Origin of the sequence: Glycomyces sp. NPDC048151 (assembly GCF_043202775.1) — a bacterium.
Lineage (GTDB): Bacteria > Actinomycetota > Actinomycetes > Mycobacteriales > Micromonosporaceae > Glycomyces.
On the sequence record NZ_JBIDBB010000004.1, the window covers coordinates 202,460 to 219,353 of the forward strand.

General features: G+C 70.0%; 11 protein-coding genes. 10 read left to right on the top strand and 1 reads right to left on the bottom strand.

Annotated features, from left to right (window positions below):
- Positions 1-189: 189 nt before the first annotated feature.
- The 10 genes from ACGGCP_RS10735 to ACGGCP_RS10780 all read left to right on the top strand — a co-directional run bounded on the left by ACGGCP_RS10735 (position 190) and on the right by ACGGCP_RS10780 (position 15,705).
- A complete protein-coding gene (locus tag ACGGCP_RS10735) occupies positions 190-1,506 on the top strand; it encodes an extracellular solute-binding protein (protein WP_392964061.1) in 1,317 nt (438 codons plus the stop codon).
- A 12-nt stretch (positions 1,507-1,518) separates the two neighbouring features.
- Positions 1,519-2,940, top strand: coding sequence for a carbohydrate ABC transporter permease (locus ACGGCP_RS10740; RefSeq protein WP_392964064.1), 1,422 nt, complete (start codon positions 1,519-1,521; stop codon positions 2,938-2,940).
- Positions 2,941-2,943: 3 nt separating this feature from the next.
- Positions 2,944-3,786, top strand: coding sequence for a sugar ABC transporter permease (locus tag ACGGCP_RS10745; RefSeq protein ID WP_392964066.1), 843 nt, complete (start codon positions 2,944-2,946; stop codon positions 3,784-3,786).
- A gap of 76 nt (positions 3,787-3,862) precedes the next feature.
- A complete protein-coding gene (locus ACGGCP_RS10750; RefSeq protein ID WP_392964068.1) occupies positions 3,863-5,485 on the top strand; it encodes an arabinogalactan endo-beta-1,4-galactanase in 1,623 nt (540 codons plus the stop codon).
- Between the two features lie 74 nt (positions 5,486-5,559).
- The gene (locus ACGGCP_RS10755) at positions 5,560-6,558 is read left to right on the top strand and encodes a LacI family DNA-binding transcriptional regulator (RefSeq protein WP_392964071.1); all 999 of its coding nucleotides are present in this window, start codon (positions 5,560-5,562) and stop codon (positions 6,556-6,558) included.
- Between the two features lie 314 nt (positions 6,559-6,872).
- Positions 6,873-8,162: an RICIN domain-containing protein gene (locus ACGGCP_RS10760; protein WP_392964073.1), complete on the top strand. Its 1,290-nt coding sequence runs from the start codon at positions 6,873-6,875 to the stop codon at positions 8,160-8,162.
- 41 nt (positions 8,163-8,203) lie between these two features.
- Positions 8,204-10,444, top strand: a complete 2,241-nt coding sequence (locus ACGGCP_RS10765; protein ID WP_392964075.1) for a carbohydrate-binding protein — start codon at positions 8,204-8,206, stop codon at positions 10,442-10,444.
- Between the two features lie 108 nt (positions 10,445-10,552).
- Entirely contained in the window at positions 10,553-11,791 is a 1,239-nt protein-coding gene (locus tag ACGGCP_RS10770) for an RICIN domain-containing protein (RefSeq protein ID WP_392964077.1), read from the top strand.
- 36 nt (positions 11,792-11,827) lie between these two features.
- The gene (locus ACGGCP_RS10775) at positions 11,828-13,330 is read left to right on the top strand and encodes an RICIN domain-containing protein (RefSeq protein ID WP_392964080.1); all 1,503 of its coding nucleotides are present in this window, start codon (positions 11,828-11,830) and stop codon (positions 13,328-13,330) included.
- 20 nt (positions 13,331-13,350) lie between these two features.
- Positions 13,351-15,705 (top strand): glycosyl hydrolase 53 family protein, encoded by a 2,355-nt coding sequence (locus ACGGCP_RS10780; protein WP_392964082.1) that lies wholly within the window; start codon positions 13,351-13,353, stop codon positions 15,703-15,705.
- A 49-nt stretch (positions 15,706-15,754) separates the two neighbouring features.
- Here the strand turns inward: ACGGCP_RS10780 and ACGGCP_RS10785 are convergent, their stop codons facing one another.
- Positions 15,755-16,771: a LacI family DNA-binding transcriptional regulator gene (locus ACGGCP_RS10785; RefSeq protein WP_392964085.1), complete on the bottom strand. Its 1,017-nt coding sequence runs from the start codon at positions 16,769-16,771 to the stop codon at positions 15,755-15,757.
- Positions 16,772-16,894 lie beyond the last annotated feature (123 nt).

A 16,894-nucleotide genomic window follows, 5' to 3' on the forward strand; every position in this document is an offset into this window, starting at 1 on the left:
ACGAGGCTCGCGCAAGCGGTCGTCGTGACAAAGTTGCAATCATTTTAACGTTTTCGATTCGTGCAAAACGGTTCAATAGCCGCGAGGAAGTCTTGCCTCCAGTGATGTATGTCGCTACGTTTATGCAAACGTTCACAGGCCGCCGAAGGAAGTCCGCGGTGGCATCCCTCATGGAGACAAGGACACGCGATGCGACGCAAGGGAGTTGCCGCCACCGCGGCGGCGACAGTGCTGGGACTGGGGTTGGCCGGGTGCGGCGGGCCCGTTGAGGAGGAGCAGGCCTCTGAACTGGAGTGGGACGCCGAGGCCGGACAGTACGTCATCGAGGAGGACATCGCCTCCGGTGAAGTGCCGCTGAAGGTCTGGTTCGAGGAGGATTACCTCGCCGAGGCCGTCATCGCCACCTTCAAGGAGGAGTTCGAGGACGCGTACCCGGACATGGAGGTCGAGTACGAGCTCGTCGCGAAGAACGACGCCGTGGAGAAGATGTCCCTGGCCGGCGAGGCCGGGAACGGCGCCGACGTCTACATGAGCTTCTACGACCAGGTCGCGCGAGCCGTCGACGACGGCACCGCCGCGGCGATGGGGGAGTACACCGGCGTGCTCCAGGAGCGGATGAGCGGGGCCTTCACCAGCGTCGTCACCGTCGAGGACCAGATGTACGCGGTGCCTGTGACCACCGAATCGCTCGCGCTCATCTACAACACGACGCTTCTCGAGGAGCTGACCGGTTCCGATCGGCCCGCGGCGACCTGGGAGGAGATCCAAGCGCTCGCTGCGGATTATAACGATCCATCGTCGAACCGCTGGACGCTCCGCATGTCCACTTCGGAGATCTATCGCGCCTACCCGATCCTCTCCTCCGCGGGCTGGCAGGTCTACCCCGACGGCGACGTCGACGCCCCGGGCTTCGACGACCCGGCCCTCACCGGGGCGCTCGACTACTACGCGGGCCTGCGGGAGATCTACGACGTGCCCAGCGCCGACAGCACCTGGGAGACGATCGAAGAGGGGTTCGCCAAGGGCGAGACCCCGTACGTCATCACCGGCCCGTGGAGCTTCTCGCTCTTCGACACCGGGGCGGCCGAGCACGGCTTCGAGTACGGAGTGACCACGCTGCCGGGCATCGAAGGCGGCGGACCCGCCGGCTCGTTCGCCGGGATGCACGTCGCCGTCGTCTCCGGCTACTCCGAGCACCCGGCGGCGGCCAGGGTCTTCGCGAACTTCATGGCCTCCGACGCGGGCGCCGCCGCCGTCTACGGCGCCACCGGCCAGATCCCCGCCCTCGACGGCGACCTGCTCGCCGGCATCGAGGGGATCAGCGACGACCCGCACGTGGCGGGCGTCGTGGCGCAGTCCGCCAACGCCGAGCTCATTCCCCAAGTGCCCCAGTACTTCTGGGAGACCGGCAACACGATGGTCATCGACGTCTGGGACGGCCTGTCCGATGCGGCGGCCGCCCAGGAGAAGGCCGTGACCACCTACGACGAACTGCACGGGCTCTAGGGGCCGGGCACCGTGACCACCACTTCGACCTCGAAGCCGTCCGCTCCGAGACGCACCCCGCGCGTCCCGGAGCGGACGGGCCGCGAACTCGCCGCGCCGGTGCCGGGCCTCGCCTCGGCACTGGTGTGGGGCGCGGGCCAGCTGATCAACCGCCAGGCGGGCAAGGCCGCGTTCTTCTTCGCGTTCTTCGCAGGCCTGGTCGGCTGGGAGATCGCCTCCGGCAACTACTACGCCGGGATGGACTTCACGCCGCGCAGCAACGGCGGGTTCTTCATCCGCGGCCTGTGGGGCCTGTTCACCCTCGGCACCCAGCCCCGCGAGATGACCATCACCGGCCTCACCGAAGGCGACAACTCGATCGTCCTCATGGCCAACGGCCTCATCGCCCTCCTGACGCTGGCGCTGCTCGCCATCGTGTGGGGCTGGAGCGTCCGCGACGCGGTCCGGTACCGGACCGCCCTCAACACGGGCGCCCGTCCCGAGGCCTCGCGCGCCTACTTCCGGCGGCTGTGGGAAGGCGCGTTCGCCTACATCGTGCTCTCGCCCGGCATGGTGCTCCTGGTCTTCATGGCGGTCCTCCCGGTGCTCTTCGGCATCCTCGTGGCCTTCACCGACTACAACCGGGACAACCTGCCGCCCAAGCACCTCGTCAGCTGGGTCGGGTTCGAGAACTTCGCGACGATCTTCGCGGTGCCCTCGTGGACCGCGACGTTCGTCGGCATCCTGGGCTGGACCGTCGTGTGGGCCGTCCTCGCCACCGTCACGACCTACGCGGCGGGCATGCTCCAGGCCGTGCTCCTCGCCAGCCCGAGGGTCAGGTTCCCGCGCGTGTGGCGCTCGGTCTTCCTGCTGCCGTGGGCGGTCCCCGCGATCGTCTCAGCCCTGGTGTTCCGCTCCATGTTCAACGGCCAGTTCGGACCCGTCAGCCAGTGGCTCGTCGACCTCGGCCTCACCGACGAGCGCATCTACTGGTTCACCGACCCGTCCCACCCGAACCTCGCCCGCGCGGTCGCGCTCCTGGTCAACCTGTGGCTCGGCTTCCCGTTCTTCATGGCCCTCGTCGGCGGCGTCCTCGCGAACATCCCCGACAGCTACTACGAGGCCGCCCGCATCGACGGCGCCGGTCCGCTCCAGCGGTTCCGGTACATCACGCTGCCGATCGTCCAGCGGACGGTCATGCCGCTGCTCGTCCTGTCGTTCGTCCACAACTTCAACAACTTCGGCGTCATCTACTTCCTCACCGAAGGCGGACCAGACAATGTGGACTACCGGTTCGCCGGGAGCACCGACCTGCTCGTCACGTGGCTGTTCAAGCTCACGCTCGACAACCGCCTCTACAACATCGGCGCGGTCATGAGCCTGGTCATCTTCCTCATCGTCGGCGCCATCTCGGTGCTGAACCTCAACCGCACCAGAGCGATCCGGGAGCTGTGACCCATGGCCGCACCAAGGCGGGCGCGCGACCGCGCCACCACCGCGCTGCTCCACCTCCAGCTCCTCGCCGTCGCCGTGATCGTGGTCTTCCCGCTCATGTGGGTCGTCGGCTCCTCCTTCGGGCCGGGCGGGGGGCTGGCCAACGCCGGTCCCCTCCCCGAGGACGCGACGTTCGACAACTACATCGAGCTGTTCACGCGGACCGACTACGGCCGCTGGTACCTCAACTCGCTGTACGTCGCCGTCCTGAACATGGTCGGATCGGTCGCGCTCTCAGCCCTGTGCGGCTGGGTGTTCGCCCGCATCCGCTTCCGGGGCCGCAAGGCCAGCATGCTCGGCATCCTCATCCTCCAGATGTTCCCGAGCTTCCTGACCGCGATCGCGGTCTACATGCTGTTCCTCAACTTCGGGCTGCTCGACTCGCTCACCGGCCTCGCGCTGGTGAGCATCGCCGCCTCCCTGCCGTACAACACGTGGCTCATGAAGGGCTACACGGACAACCTGCCCGCGAGCCTCGACGAGGCCGCAGCCCTCGACGGCGCCGGGCGGCTCACGATCTTCCGCAAGATCGTGCTGCCGCTCATGCGCCCGATGCTCACCTTCGTGGCCATCACCAGCTTCACCGCGCCGTGGATGGACTTCATCCTGCCGCGGCTGCTGCTGCAGAGCAGTGACAAGCAGACCGTGGCGATCGGCCTGTTCCAGCTCATCACCGACCAGTACGCCAACGACTTCACCACGTTCGCCGCCGGTGCGGTGGTGCTCGCGGTGCCGATCACGATCCTCTACATCGTCCTGCAGCGCCACCTCGTCACCGGCGCCATGGCCGGGGCGGAGAAGGGATGAGTTCCAGCGGCCCCATGCGGGCCTTCACCGTCCGGGCGCGCGCCGCCCGGCGCCCCCAATCGCAAAGGAGCGACACATGAGACGCATCGTCGCGGTGGCACTCGCCGCCGCCCTGAGCTTCACGGCATTCGCCACGGCCTCCTCTCCCGCCCAGGCCGTGCGCGACGACTTCTACATGGGCGTGGACCCCGGCACCCTGATCGACGTCGAGCGGTCCGGAGTGCGGTTCTCCCACGACGGCGTGCAGGACGACGCCCTGAGCATCATGGCCGACAACGGCGCCAACCTGGTCCGGCTGCGGCTCTGGAACAACCCGTACTCGTCGTCGGGCCAGGCCTACGGCGGCGGCACCAACGACCTCGCGAAGACGATCGCGCTGGCGCAGCGCGCCAAGGCCCTCGGCATGGACGTGCTGCTCGACCTCCACTACTCGGACTTCTGGGCCGACCCGGGCAAGCAGATCAAGCCCAAGGCCTGGCAGAGCCTCTCCTACAGCCAGCTGACGGCGGCAGTGCGCGAGTACTCCCGCAGCGTCGTCTCGCAGATGGCCGCCGCGGGCGCCACTCCCGACATCGTGCAGGTCGGCAACGAGATCACCAACGGGATGCTCCAGCCGACCGGCAGCACTTCCAACTGGAGCCAGCTCGGCGGCCTGCTCAAGGCCGGGATCGCGGGCGTCCACGAAGGCGCGAGCGGCATCGAGATCGCGCTGCACCTCGACCGCGGCGGCAACAACGCCGCGTACCGGACCTGGTTCGACAACGCCCGCAACCAGGGCGTCCCGTACGACATCATCGCCATGTCCTACTACCCGTACTGGCACGGCACGATGACCCAGCTGCGCGCCAACATGAACGACGTGTCCGCGCGCTACGGCAAGGACGTGCTCATCGTGGAGACCGCCTACGCCCACACGCTGACCGACTGCGACGGGCGCGGCAACATCTTCACCAGCTCGCACGCGCAGGAGTCGGGCTACCCGGCCACGGTCGCCGGACAGACCCAGTTCCTGCGCGACGTGCGCAACGCCGTGCAGGCCGTGCCGAACGACCGCGGCCGCGGCCTGGTGTGGTGGGAGCCGGCGTGGCTCGGCAATACGAGCTGGGCGAGCCAGGCGGGCATGGCCTACATCAACGACTTCGCGGGAGAGAGCAACTCCTGGGACAACCAGGGCCTGTTCAACTGCAGCGGCGCCGCGCTGTCGACCCTCGACGTCTTCGCGGAGACTACCGGCGGCGGCGATCCGGGCACCGGCCAGAACGTGCTCGCCAACGGCGGCTTCGAGACCTCAGGCAGCCCGGCGAGCGGCTGGAGCGTCTGGGCGCAGAACAGCGCCGACACGAACGCGGTCTTCCGCGAGTCGCGCGGCAGCATCTACCAGGGCTCGAGCAAGCTCACGTTCTGGAAGTCCACCGCGTACGCCGCCTCGGCCTACCAGTCGGCGAGCGTCCCGAACGGGACGTACACGCTCACCGCCTGGGTCATGAACGGGGGCGGCCAGAGCGCCGCGCGCATGTACGCCAAGAACCACGGCGGCACCGAGCGTCAGGCCAACCTGCCGGTGACCTCGACCTGGACGCAGGTGACCATCTCCGGAATCCAGGTCACCAGCGGCCGCGTCGAGGTCGGCTTCTACACGAGCGCCAACGGCGGCAACTGGATCAACATCGACGACGTGCGCTTGGTCCGCACCGCGTGACGGCGGGCGGGGCGGCCGCGCGACGGCCGCCCCGCCTGTGCGCGCATGGACCACGTTGCGGGAAGGACCGGGCAATGGCACGGAAACGGCCGACCATCAACGACGTCGCGGCGGCCTCCGGCGTCTCGACGGGGACGGTCTCACGCGTCCTCAACGGGCACGCGAACGTCTCGCTGGCCGCCGAGCTGGCGGTGCGGCGGGCGGTGGAGGAGACCGGGTACGTCGTCAACCGCGCCGCCCGCAGCCTCAAGACCAGCCGCACCGGCTCGGTCGTGATGGTCGTGTCCGAACCGCAGGAGCGCCTGTTCGAGGACCCGAACTTCCCGGTGCTGCTGCGGGCGGCCACGCGGCGGCTCGCGGAGCGCGACATGGCGCTGGTGCTCATGGTGGTCGACGACGTCGGGCGCGAGCGCGTCGCCCGCTACCTGCGCGGCGGCCACGCCGACGGCGTCCTGCTCATCTCGGCGCACGCGGGCGACCCGCTGCTGGAGTCCATCGAACGCAGCGGCGTCCCCGCCGTGGCGTGCGGCGCGGTCCTCGGCAGCGAGAGCGTCGTCCCGTACGCGGCGGCCGACGACCGCGGCGGCGCCGAGCTCATCACCGAGTACCTCGTGGGCCTGGGGCGCCGCCGGATCGGCATGGTCACCGGTCCGCTCGACACCCCCGGCGGGACGCTGCGCCTGGAGGGCTTCACCGGCGTGCTGGGCCGCAGGGCGGCCAAGCGCATGGTGGTGCACGGCGACTACACGCAGTCCGGCGGCGAGCGCGCCATGACCGAACTCCTGGCGAACGTCCCGGCGCTCGACGCGGTCTTCGTCGCCTCCGACCTCATGGCCGCCGGTGCGCTGCGGGTGCTGCAGCGCTCGGGCCGTTCGGTGCCCGGCGACGTGGCGGTGGCCGGATTCGACGACTCCGCGATCGCCACGGCGACGAGCCCGATGCTCACCACCGTCCGCCAACCGCTCGACCGGGTCGCGGAGGAGGCCGTGCGCCTGCTCATCGCCCTGCTCGACGGCGAGCCGACCGAGTCGGTCGTGCTGCCCACCGAGCTGATCGTGCGCGGCTCGGCCTGATCTGCTCCGATCCGGCGTCGCCCCTGGGAAAAACGTTCACAAGCGGCTACCGGGACGCTTGACCAAGTATCGATTTATCCATATAATTCAATTCGTTGAAACCGCTTCCACGGAAGCCGGCGCCCTTCGACCAGCGGGGAGCCGATCCAACGGGGGCCGCCCCGGCAACGGCCTCTTCGACACCGAAAGTCCCCAGTCGGCGCCTCGGACGCGCGCGCCCGGCACGGCATCAGCCGTGCCCTCCGAACGCACCGCGTCGCGGGCGGCCGACGGACTTCCATCGCCAAACCCTCACGCAAGGAGTACCCATGTCAATGCAGCGCAGGACCTTCCTCGGCCTCGGCGCCATGACGGCCGTCGGCGCGGGCGCAGCCCTCCTGGGCGGCGGCCAGGCGTTCGCCGACCCCGCCCCCTCCACCCCGTTCGCCGTCGGCGTCCGCCGCTACAACTGGACCCGCGGCAGCCGCGCCTGCACCACTTACGTCTACTACCCGGCCACCGGGGCCGCGGGCGGCAACCCGGTCACGGACGCCCCGGTCGCCAACGGCGTCTTCCCCGTCTACAACTTCACGCACGGCTACCAGAGCAGCCCGCAGAACTCGCTGTTCATCATCCGGCGGCTGGCCGAAGCGGGGTTCATCGTCCCCGCCCCGCACTTCAACCACAACCCCAGCGACGTGGGCAACGGCGAGACCCCCAAGGACGTCTCGCAGATCATCACCAACACCCTCGCGCTCAACGCGAGCGGGCCGCTCGCCGGGCACATCCGCACCGACATCGGCGTCGGCGTCTCCGGGCACTCCTTGGGCGGCATGACCACCCACGGCCTGCTGACCCGCTGGGCCGACAGCCGCATCATCTCGGCGAACCCGCAGTCGTGCACGGACCAGGGCACCCCGTCCAGTTCGGTCAACGCCAAGGTCCTGTTCGTCCACGGCGACCGGGACGACCTGACCGGGTACAGCTCGGCCCGGCAGGCGTACAACGAGATGACCTGGCCGAAGGCGTTCCTGACCTTCGTGGGCGGCACCCACACGAGCTTCTGGAGCGACCAGCGGTTCCCGACCACGGTCGTCGACTGGGCTCGCTGGACCATGTACGGCGACACCGCCGCCCGCGACCGCCTGCCCGCCGACGCGGCAGGGTCGAACACGAGGTGGGAATCGCAGCTCGGGGACACGCCCGGCACGGGCCACTTCCGCCTGATCGCCCAGCACAGCGGCAAGCAGGCCGACATCGACGCGGTCTCCACGACCGCGGGCGCACGCCTGATCCAGTGGGCCGCGACGGGCCGCACCAACCAGGACTTCGCGTTCGCCGACACCGGCGACGGCCACTTCCGGATCAAGGCCCGCCACTCCGGCCTGGTCCTCCAGGTCGCGAGCAACAGCAGCGGGGCCGACATCACCCAGCAGCCCGAAAGCACCGCCACGACCCAGCAGTGGCGCCTCACCACCCACGGCGACGGCACCGTCAGCATCATCAACCGCTCCAGCGGCCTCGCCATGGACGTCTGGGAGAAGTCCACCGCCGACGGCGCCCGCATCTCGCAGTACACCCCGAACGGGGCCGCGAACCAGCGCTTCACCCGCCAGGCCGTCTGATCAGGGATCGCATCGTTACAACCATCCGACATGGAGTGAACATGTTCAAGGCTTCTTCTCGTCGGGCCAGGCGCCTGCGAGCCCCCGCGGCGGCGGTGATCGGCCTGGTGGCCGCGACCGCCACCATGATCACCCTCAACGCCGCCGACGCCGCGACCGTCCGCTACGAAGCGGAGAGCTCCCCGGCCACCTGCGACGGCACCATCGACTCCAACCACGCCGGATACTCCGGTGCGGGATTCTGCAACTCGAGCAACGCGGTCGGCGCGGCCAACCAGTACACGGTCAACGCCGCGGCCGCGGGCACGGCGACGCTGGCGATCCGCTACGCCCACGGCGGCACCGACACCCGCTCGGCCGACATCTCCGTCAACGGGACCACGGTCCAGGCGGCGAGCGCGTTCCCCGCCACCGGCGGGTGGACGACCTGGTCGACCAAGACCGTCACGGTCCCGGTCAACGCGGGCGCGAACACGATCCGCCTGGCCGCCTCCACCGCGGCGGGTCTGGCGAACATCGACTACATCGAACTGGAAGACGGCGCTCCGCCGCAGACCGGCGACGGCCGGTACGAGGTCGAAGAGCTGACGCGCGGCGTCACCGTGGTCCCCTCGGGCTCAGGCCGGCTCGTGTCCTGGCGGCTGCTGGGCACCGATCCGTCCAATGTGGCCTTCAATGTCTACCGCGACGGCGCCAAGCTCAACGCCAGCCCCCTGACCGGCGCGTCGAACTACCTCGACACCGGCGGTTCCGGCAGCTCCCAGTACACCGTGCGCGCCGTCGCCAACGGCACCGAAGGCGCCGCCTCCGGCGCTGAAGCGGTGTTCAACTCGAGCGGCTACCTCAACATCCCGATCCAGCGGCCCTCGGCCAGCGGCTTCACCTACGAGGCGAACGACGTCAGCGTCGGCGACCTCGACGGTGACGGCGACTACGAGTACATCGTCAAGTGGTACCCCTCCAACGCGAAGGACAACGCGCAGGCGGGGGTCACGGGCAACACCATCATCGACGCCTACCGGCTCGACGGCACCCGCCTGTGGCGCATCGACCTGGGCCGCAACATCCGCTCCGGTGCGCACTACACCCAGTTCCAGGTCTTCGACTACGACGGCGACGGCAAGGCCGAGGTCGCGATGAAGACCGCCGACGGCACCCGCGACGGCGTCGGCACCGTGATCGGCAACGCCAGCGCGGATTACCGCAACGGTGACGGCTACATCCTCTCCGGCCCGGAGTTCCTGACGGTCTTCAACGGCCAGACCGGAGCCGCGATGGACACCGTCAACTACAACCCGCCGCGCGGCAACGTCTCGAGCTGGGGCGACAACTACGGCAACCGGTCCGACCGGTTCCTCGCCGGGACCGCCTACCTCGACGGCGCGACTCCGTCGATGATCTTCGCCCGCGGCTACTACACGCGCTCGGTGATCTGGGCGGTCGACTGGAACGGCACTGACCTCACCACCCGCTGGACCTTCGACTCCAACACCGCCGGCTCCCAGTACGCGGGCCAAGGCGCGCACAGCCTCTCGATCGCCGACCTGAACGGCGACGGGAACCAGGACGTGGTCTACGGGGCCATGGCGGTCGGCTCGAACGGGCAGCCGCTGTGGAACACCAGGTTCGGCCACGGCGACGCGCTGCACGTCTCGGACTTCGTGCCGAGCCGCGCGGGCCAGGAGGTCTTCATGGTGCACGAGGCAGGGAACCAGCCCTCCTCGCACCTGAACGGCTCGAACGGCCAGATCATGTTCCAGACCGGCGCGAGCGGCGACAACGGCCGCGGCGTGGCCGCGAACGTGCTCGCCTCCAACCCGGGCGCCGAGTACTGGTCGGCGAACGTCGGCGGCCTGCTCAACGCCTCGGGCCAGAACATCGGGTCGAAGCCCGGGTCGATGAACTTCCTGTCCTGGTGGGACGGCGACGGCGAGCGCGAACTGCTCGACGGCACCCAGATCACCAACTACCCCTCCGGCACGCTCCTGAGCGGATCGGGCGTCACCTCGAACAACGGCACCAAGTCGACCCCCGCGCTGTCGGCCGACCTGTTCGGCGACTGGCGCGAAGAGGTCGTCTGGAAGACCTCGGACAGTTCGGCGCTGCGGATCTACGCGACTCCGCACCAGACGAACCTGCGCATCGCCACGCTCATGCACGACCCGCAGTACCGCGTGGCCATCGCCTGGCAGAACACGGCGTACAACCAGCCGCCGCACCCGAGCTTCTACATCGGCAGCGACAAGACCTCCTACCCCTGGCCCGACGTCCACACCCCGTGAGACCCGCGTGCCCCGGGCGCCCGTGCCGGAGGCGCCCGGGGCGCGCGCCCCGACCGATCCGGGCCGCGGTCAGCGCCGCGGCCCGACCCTCGCACGACTGGAGCATCAATGACCACTCCCGACACCGCCGACCCGTTCAAGGCCAGGCTCACCCGCCGCTCCCTGGCCGCCCTCGCCGCTGGCGCGGCCGCCGGAGGCCTGTTCGGCACCGCCACCGCCCACGCGGCCTTCACCCCCGGCACGTGGTACGTGCTGCAGAGCCGCCACTCCGGGCTGGTCTTCGACCTCTCGGCCTCCACCGCGGCCGGGGCGGTGCTCGTGCAGCAGCCCCGGACCGACGCGAACCAGCAGCAGTTCCGCTTCGTCGACGCCGGCGGCGGCTACTACAAGATCCAGGCCCGCCACTCGAACCTGGTGCTCGACGTCTCGGCCCGCAGCACCGCCAACGGCGCGGACGTCGTGCAGTACAACGACAACGGCGGGACGAACCAGCAGTGGCAGATCCTCGACGACGGCACCTACCTGCGGTTCGTCAACCGCAACTCCGGCAAGGCGCTCGACGTCTGGGAGCGGTCGACGGCCGCGGGCGCGCGCATCTCGCAGTACGACTCGAACGGCGGCACGAACCAGCAGTGGCGGGCGCTGCCGGTCGGCTCCGCGCCCGGGGACGGGACGCCGACGATCTTCATCGCCTCCGACTCCACCGCCCAGACCTACAACTCGGGCTACTACCCGCAGATGGGCTGGGGCCAGAATCTCGCGGGCTACTTCGACGCGGACACCACCGTGGCCAACCACGCCATCGGCGGGCGCTCGTCGCGCTCGTTCATCAACGAGGGCCGCCTGACCACGATCCTCAACGCGATCCGGCCCGGCGACTACCTTTTCGTCCAGTTCGGACACAACGACGCCACGGTCTCGCGTCCCGAGCGGTACACCTCGCCCGCGGACTACAAGATGTACCTGCGCGACCACTACATGGCGGGTGCGACCGCGCGCGGCGCGACCCCGGTCCTGCTCACCCCGGTCTCGCGGCGCGACTACGACTCCAGCGGCAGCTTCCGGGTCTCGTTCCCCGACTACGTGAACAAGGTCTACGAGCTCGTCGACGAGACCGGCGTCGCGATGATCGACCTCTCGGCCCGCTCGCGCACCTACCTCAACGGCATCGGACCCGAGGCAGCGAAGCGTGTGTTCCTCCACCTGGCCGCCGGTCAGTACCCGGCCTTCCCCAACGGCGTCGCCGACAACACCCACTTCCAGGAGTACGGCGCGAGCCAGATGGCCCGCATCGTCTCCGAAGGCGCGAAGGCGCTCCCGCTCCCCATCGCCGGGCACGTCAAGTAGCCCCCGGCCCGTTTCCTCCTCTCGATCGGAGCGGTCATGCAGACCTCAATCGCTCGGCTCCCGCGAAAGGCGGCCGCCCTCGTGGCGGCCGCGGCAGCGGTCCTCACCCTCCTCGTCCTCGCTCCCGTCGGCGCGAACGCCGCGCCCGACACCTCCGCCTGGTACTTCATCGAATCGCGGTCGTCGGGGCTCGTGTTCGAGATCGAAGGCGCCTCCACCGCTACCGGCGCCCGACTCATCCAGAACACCCGCACCGACGCCCAGAGCCAGCAGTTCCGGTTCATCGACGCCGGCGGCGGCTACTACCGGATCCAGGCCCGCCACTCGGGCAAAGCGCTCGACGTGTGGGGGAAGAGCCTCGCCGACGGCGCGACCATCGCGCAGTACACCGACCAGAACTCGACCAACCAGCAGTGGCAGGTCCAAGAGAGCGGCGGCTACGCGACCTTCGTCAGCCGCCTCTCCGGCAAGGCGCTCGACGTCTGGGAGCGCTCGACGACCCCCGGCTCCCGCATCAGCCAGTACACCGCCAACGGCGGCGCCAACCAGCAGTTCCGGCTCATCCCCGTGTCGGGCGGCGGCGAACCGGGCGGTCTCGACGGCTGCACGGGCACCTCGCCCATCTCCTGCCGGTACGACGTGCCGCCCGGGACCTACGACGTCACCGTGGTCCTCGGGGGCGCAACCGCGGGATCCACAGTGGTCACCGCTGAGGCCCGCCGCACGATGCTCGGCACGACGGTCACCGCCGCCGGGCAGCAGGTGACCAAGACCTTCACCGTCAACGTCCGCAACCCCGAAGGCCAGCCGACCGCGTCCACCGGCAACCCCGGCCTCAACCTGTACTTCAGCGGCTCCGCGCCGCGCCTGACCAGCGTCGCCGTGACACCGGTGCGGCAGCCGCAGCTGTTCCTCGCGGGCGACTCGACGGTCTGCGACCAGTCCACCCGCCCGTACACCGGCTGGGGCCAGCAGCTGCCGCAGTACTTCGACCAAGGCCTGTCCGTCGCGAACTACGCCGACTCGGGCGACAGCTCCGGCTCGTTCCTGTCCGACTCCCGGCTCTTCCCGACCATGCGGCCGCTCATCCGCCCCGGCGACGTGGTGCTCATTCAGTTCGGGCACAACGACAAGCAGACCAGCGCCGCGACCTTCCGCTCGAACCTCACCCGCCTGATCGACGGCGTGGAAGCCCAAGGCGGCGTCCCGGTCCTCGTCACGCCGATCGTCCGCCGCTCGTTCAACAGCGACGGGACGCTGAACAACAGCACCGCCCTGCACGTCAACGGCGTCGGCGCCGACCTGCCCCGCGAGATGCGCTCCCTGGCGCAGCAGCAGGGCGTGGACCTCATCGACCTGACCGCGCTCACGAAGCAGCTCGTCGAGCAGCTCGGCCCCGAACGTTCCAAGGCCCTCTTCCTCACCAACGAGGCGAGCGACAACACCCACACCTCCGAGCACGGCGCGGACCAGTTCGCGCAGCTCGTCCGCAACGAGCTGCGCGGCCAGGGCATCGTGCCCGCGAGCCTCTTCCGCTGACCCCCCGAAAGGAACCCTTCATGCGACCACCACGACGGAGCGCTGCGGCCGCCTCAGCGGCCCTCGTGCTCGCCGGCGCGATGGCCGGCGTCATCGGCACGGCCGACCCGGCCTCGGCGCTGTACGGCGAGGCCGAGATCAACCCGATCGAGAGCAACCTCGCCGCCAAGTTCTGGGTGGAGGCGTCCGCGAGCAGCGGCGACGAGACCGCCGCGCTCGCGGTCGACCAGGATCCGGCCACCGCGTGGTCGCCGACCGACCCCGATGCGGGCCAATGGCTCCGGCTGGACCTGGGCGGGGCCTACGGCAACCTCCGCAAAGTCCACGTCACCTTCGCGGACCCCGGCGCCGTTCATCAGTACATAGTGGAGGCATCAGCGGACGGGGAGCAGTGGGAGGTCGTCGCCGACCGGTCGGACAACGCCTCCCCGGGGGCGGGCGGCGTCGACCTGTTCTCCCTCCCCGGCACCCGGTACGTCCGAGTGACCGTCACCGGTACCTCGCCGGGCGCGGCGGTCGGCGTCAGCGAACTCGAGGTCTACAACTACCTGCGCGACGACGTGGTCCTCGGCGCGGACCTCTCCTGGATGGACGGAGCGACCCGCGAGTACTGGGTGAACCCGCTCGAGCAGGACCGCGGCGCGGGCCCGCACCTGCTGGACGTCATGCAGGACCGCGGCATGGAGTACACGCGGCTGCGGGTGTTCAACGAGCCGCGCAACGAGTCCACCGGCGATCGCAATCCGGTGCCGTACCAGGGGCCCGAGCGGACGCTCGTCTCGGCACAGGAGGTCGCCGAGCGGGGCCTCGGCCTGGGCATCGACTTCCACTACGCCGACTCGTGGGCCGACCCGGGCAAGCAGCCCAAGCCGCGGGCCTGGGCCGAACTCGCGTTCCCCGAGCTCACCGACGCCGTCTACGACTACACGTACGACTACGTGAGCCAGCTCGTCGCGCAAGGGACCGTCCCCGACAAGGTCGCGGTCGGCAACGAGATCGCCAACGGGTTCATGTGGGGCAGCGAGGCCGTCGGTGCTCCCGCGACCGAAGCGGTGCACGCGGGTGCGAACCCGCCCTACTTCCGCAACCAGGCCTCGGTCTACCAGTCCCAACCCGGCGGCGGCATCCTCTGGCAGTACCGGAACTCGGCCGACCCCGCTGAGCGCCAGCGCTACCTCGAATCCTGGGACCGGTTCACGACGCTCCTCGCGGCCGGAATCGCGGCGGTCCGCGACGCCTCGCCCGAATCCGAAGTGGAGCTCCACTCGGTGATCGGGCGCATCAGCGGCATGGGCAAGGCCGGGGAGTACTGGGACCAGCTCACCACCCGCTTGCACGCCAAGGGCCAGGACTTCGACGTGCTCGCGCTCTCCTACTACCCCGAGCACCACGGCAGCCTCGCGCAGATGGAGTCGAACCTCCACACGCTCGCGACCACCTACCCGCAGTACAAGATCGAGATCGCCGAGACCTCCTACCCGGCGAGCGGCGGCGGCACGATGCCGAACTCGACGTTCCCGCGCACCGTCCAGGGCCAGGCCGACGCGATCCAGCACGTCTTCCAGATGGTCAACGACGTCCTCGGCGACCAGGGCGCCGGGGCGCTCGTGTGGGAGCCCGCGAACTGGCAGTCGATGTTCCGCAACGTGCCGGGCACGAACGCCTCGGAGCCGAACGCCTCGATCGACGTCTACCACCGCAGTCGCGCCACACACATCGTCGAGGACACGGTCTACACGGCTGTCGAGACCGGCGGCGTCCCCGCACTGCCCGAAACCGTGCGGGTGCTGACCACTGCGGACGGTACGGAGGAGGCCGTTCCGGTCGACTGGAACGACACGCCGTCCACCGACGAGGCAGGGCGGGTCACCGTCACCGGTTCGACCCAGTACGGCCAAGTCGCGGCGGTCGTCGACGTGGTCGACGCGTTCGCCTCGCCCGCTTGCGACACCGAGATCGACCGCACGCACTACGGGCCGCTCGCGATCGCCACGGGCACGACCTGCCTCGGCGACGCGGCTCGCGTGTTCGGCCCGGTGAACGTCGCCGAAGGGGCTTCGCTCGTGACGGACGGTGCCCGGATCACCGGCCCGGTCTCCGCCACCAGCGCGTCCGTGGTGATGCTGTGCGGCACCCAGATCGCCGGCCCGGTGACACTCACCGGCGGTGCCTCCGTGACACTCGGGAATCCGTCGCTCGGCTGCGACCCGAACCAGGTCCTCGGACCGGTGACCGTCACCGGCACGATCGGTTGGAACACGATCGCAGGCAACGAGATCAGCGGCCCGCTCTCCTGCACCGGCAACGAACCGGCGCCAACCGGCGCCGGCAACGAGGTGCGGGGGCCGAAGAGCGGCCAGTGCGACGCGCTCTGAGCGGCAAAGCCCGGCGGCCCGCCACAGACGGCCGCCGGGCCTTGCGGCCTCAAGCGGTCGACTCCCGCGGGATGACCTCGCACGGCGTGGTGAACTCGCGGGGCGGAATCAGCGGGTCGTCGATGCGGGAGAGGATCAGCTCCACGGCTTTGGCGGCCTTCAACCGGTGGTCGGGGCCGACTGTCGAGAGCGACGGGATGTAGAGCGCGGACTCGGGAAGGTCGTCGAAGCCGATGACGCGGACGTCGCCGGGGACGCCCACCCCCCGGTCGTGCAGGCCGCGGATGACGCCCATGGCCGCCATGTCGTTGAGCGCCACCACGCCGTCGACGCCGAGCCCCGAGTCGGCGATCCGGTGGCCGGTGGTGCGGGCGCCGTCCCGCGAGAGGGAGTCGACGACGAAGCGCAGCCGCGGGTCCGGCCGGATCCCGCGCTCCTCGAGTGCGGTCCTGTAGCCGTTGTAGCGGCGCGTGAGCATGGTGAGCCGGTCGAGGCTGCCGCCGGTGACGACGGCGACGCGGCGGCATCCCCGGTCGAGCAGGTGCGCGGTCGCCGCGGCGGCGCCGGCCTCGTTCCCGACGGAGACGTGGTCGAACCGGCCCGTGGGGTCCTGCTCGCCGAGGACCACGATCGGCGGACTCTGGTCGGTGAGCGGCAGTCCGGGAGCGTCGGTTTCGGCGGTGGCGAGTGAGAGCAGGAGGCCGTCGAGCTGGAGCCGCTGCGACTGGGCGATGGCCGCGGCCTCGCCCACAGCGGCGGCGCCGGTCTGCTCGATGGCGACGTGGTAGCCGTGCCGCTGCGCCTCCTCGATGACCAGTGCGGCGAACATCCCGAAGTAGGCGTTGCCGACTTGCGGCACGGCGAGCCCGATGACGCCGCTGCGACCGGACCGGAGGCTCCGCGCCGCCGCGTTGATCTGGTATCCGGATTCGCGAATGGCCGCCAGGACCCGCTCGCGGGCCTCGGGGCTGACCTTGACGCGGTCGTTGATGACGTTGGAGACCGTCATCGTCGAGACTCCGGCGAGCTGCGCCACGTCGTTCATGGTGATCCTGCCGCGTTTCACCACGCCCTCCACAACTCACGCGTTCATCGGTCGCGTCCGGGCGGAAGCCCGCAGCGCCAGGGGTTCGCAAACGCGGCGGGGCCGCCGCGAACCCGAGTCTATCGAGTCGCCTCGGGGCTGCGG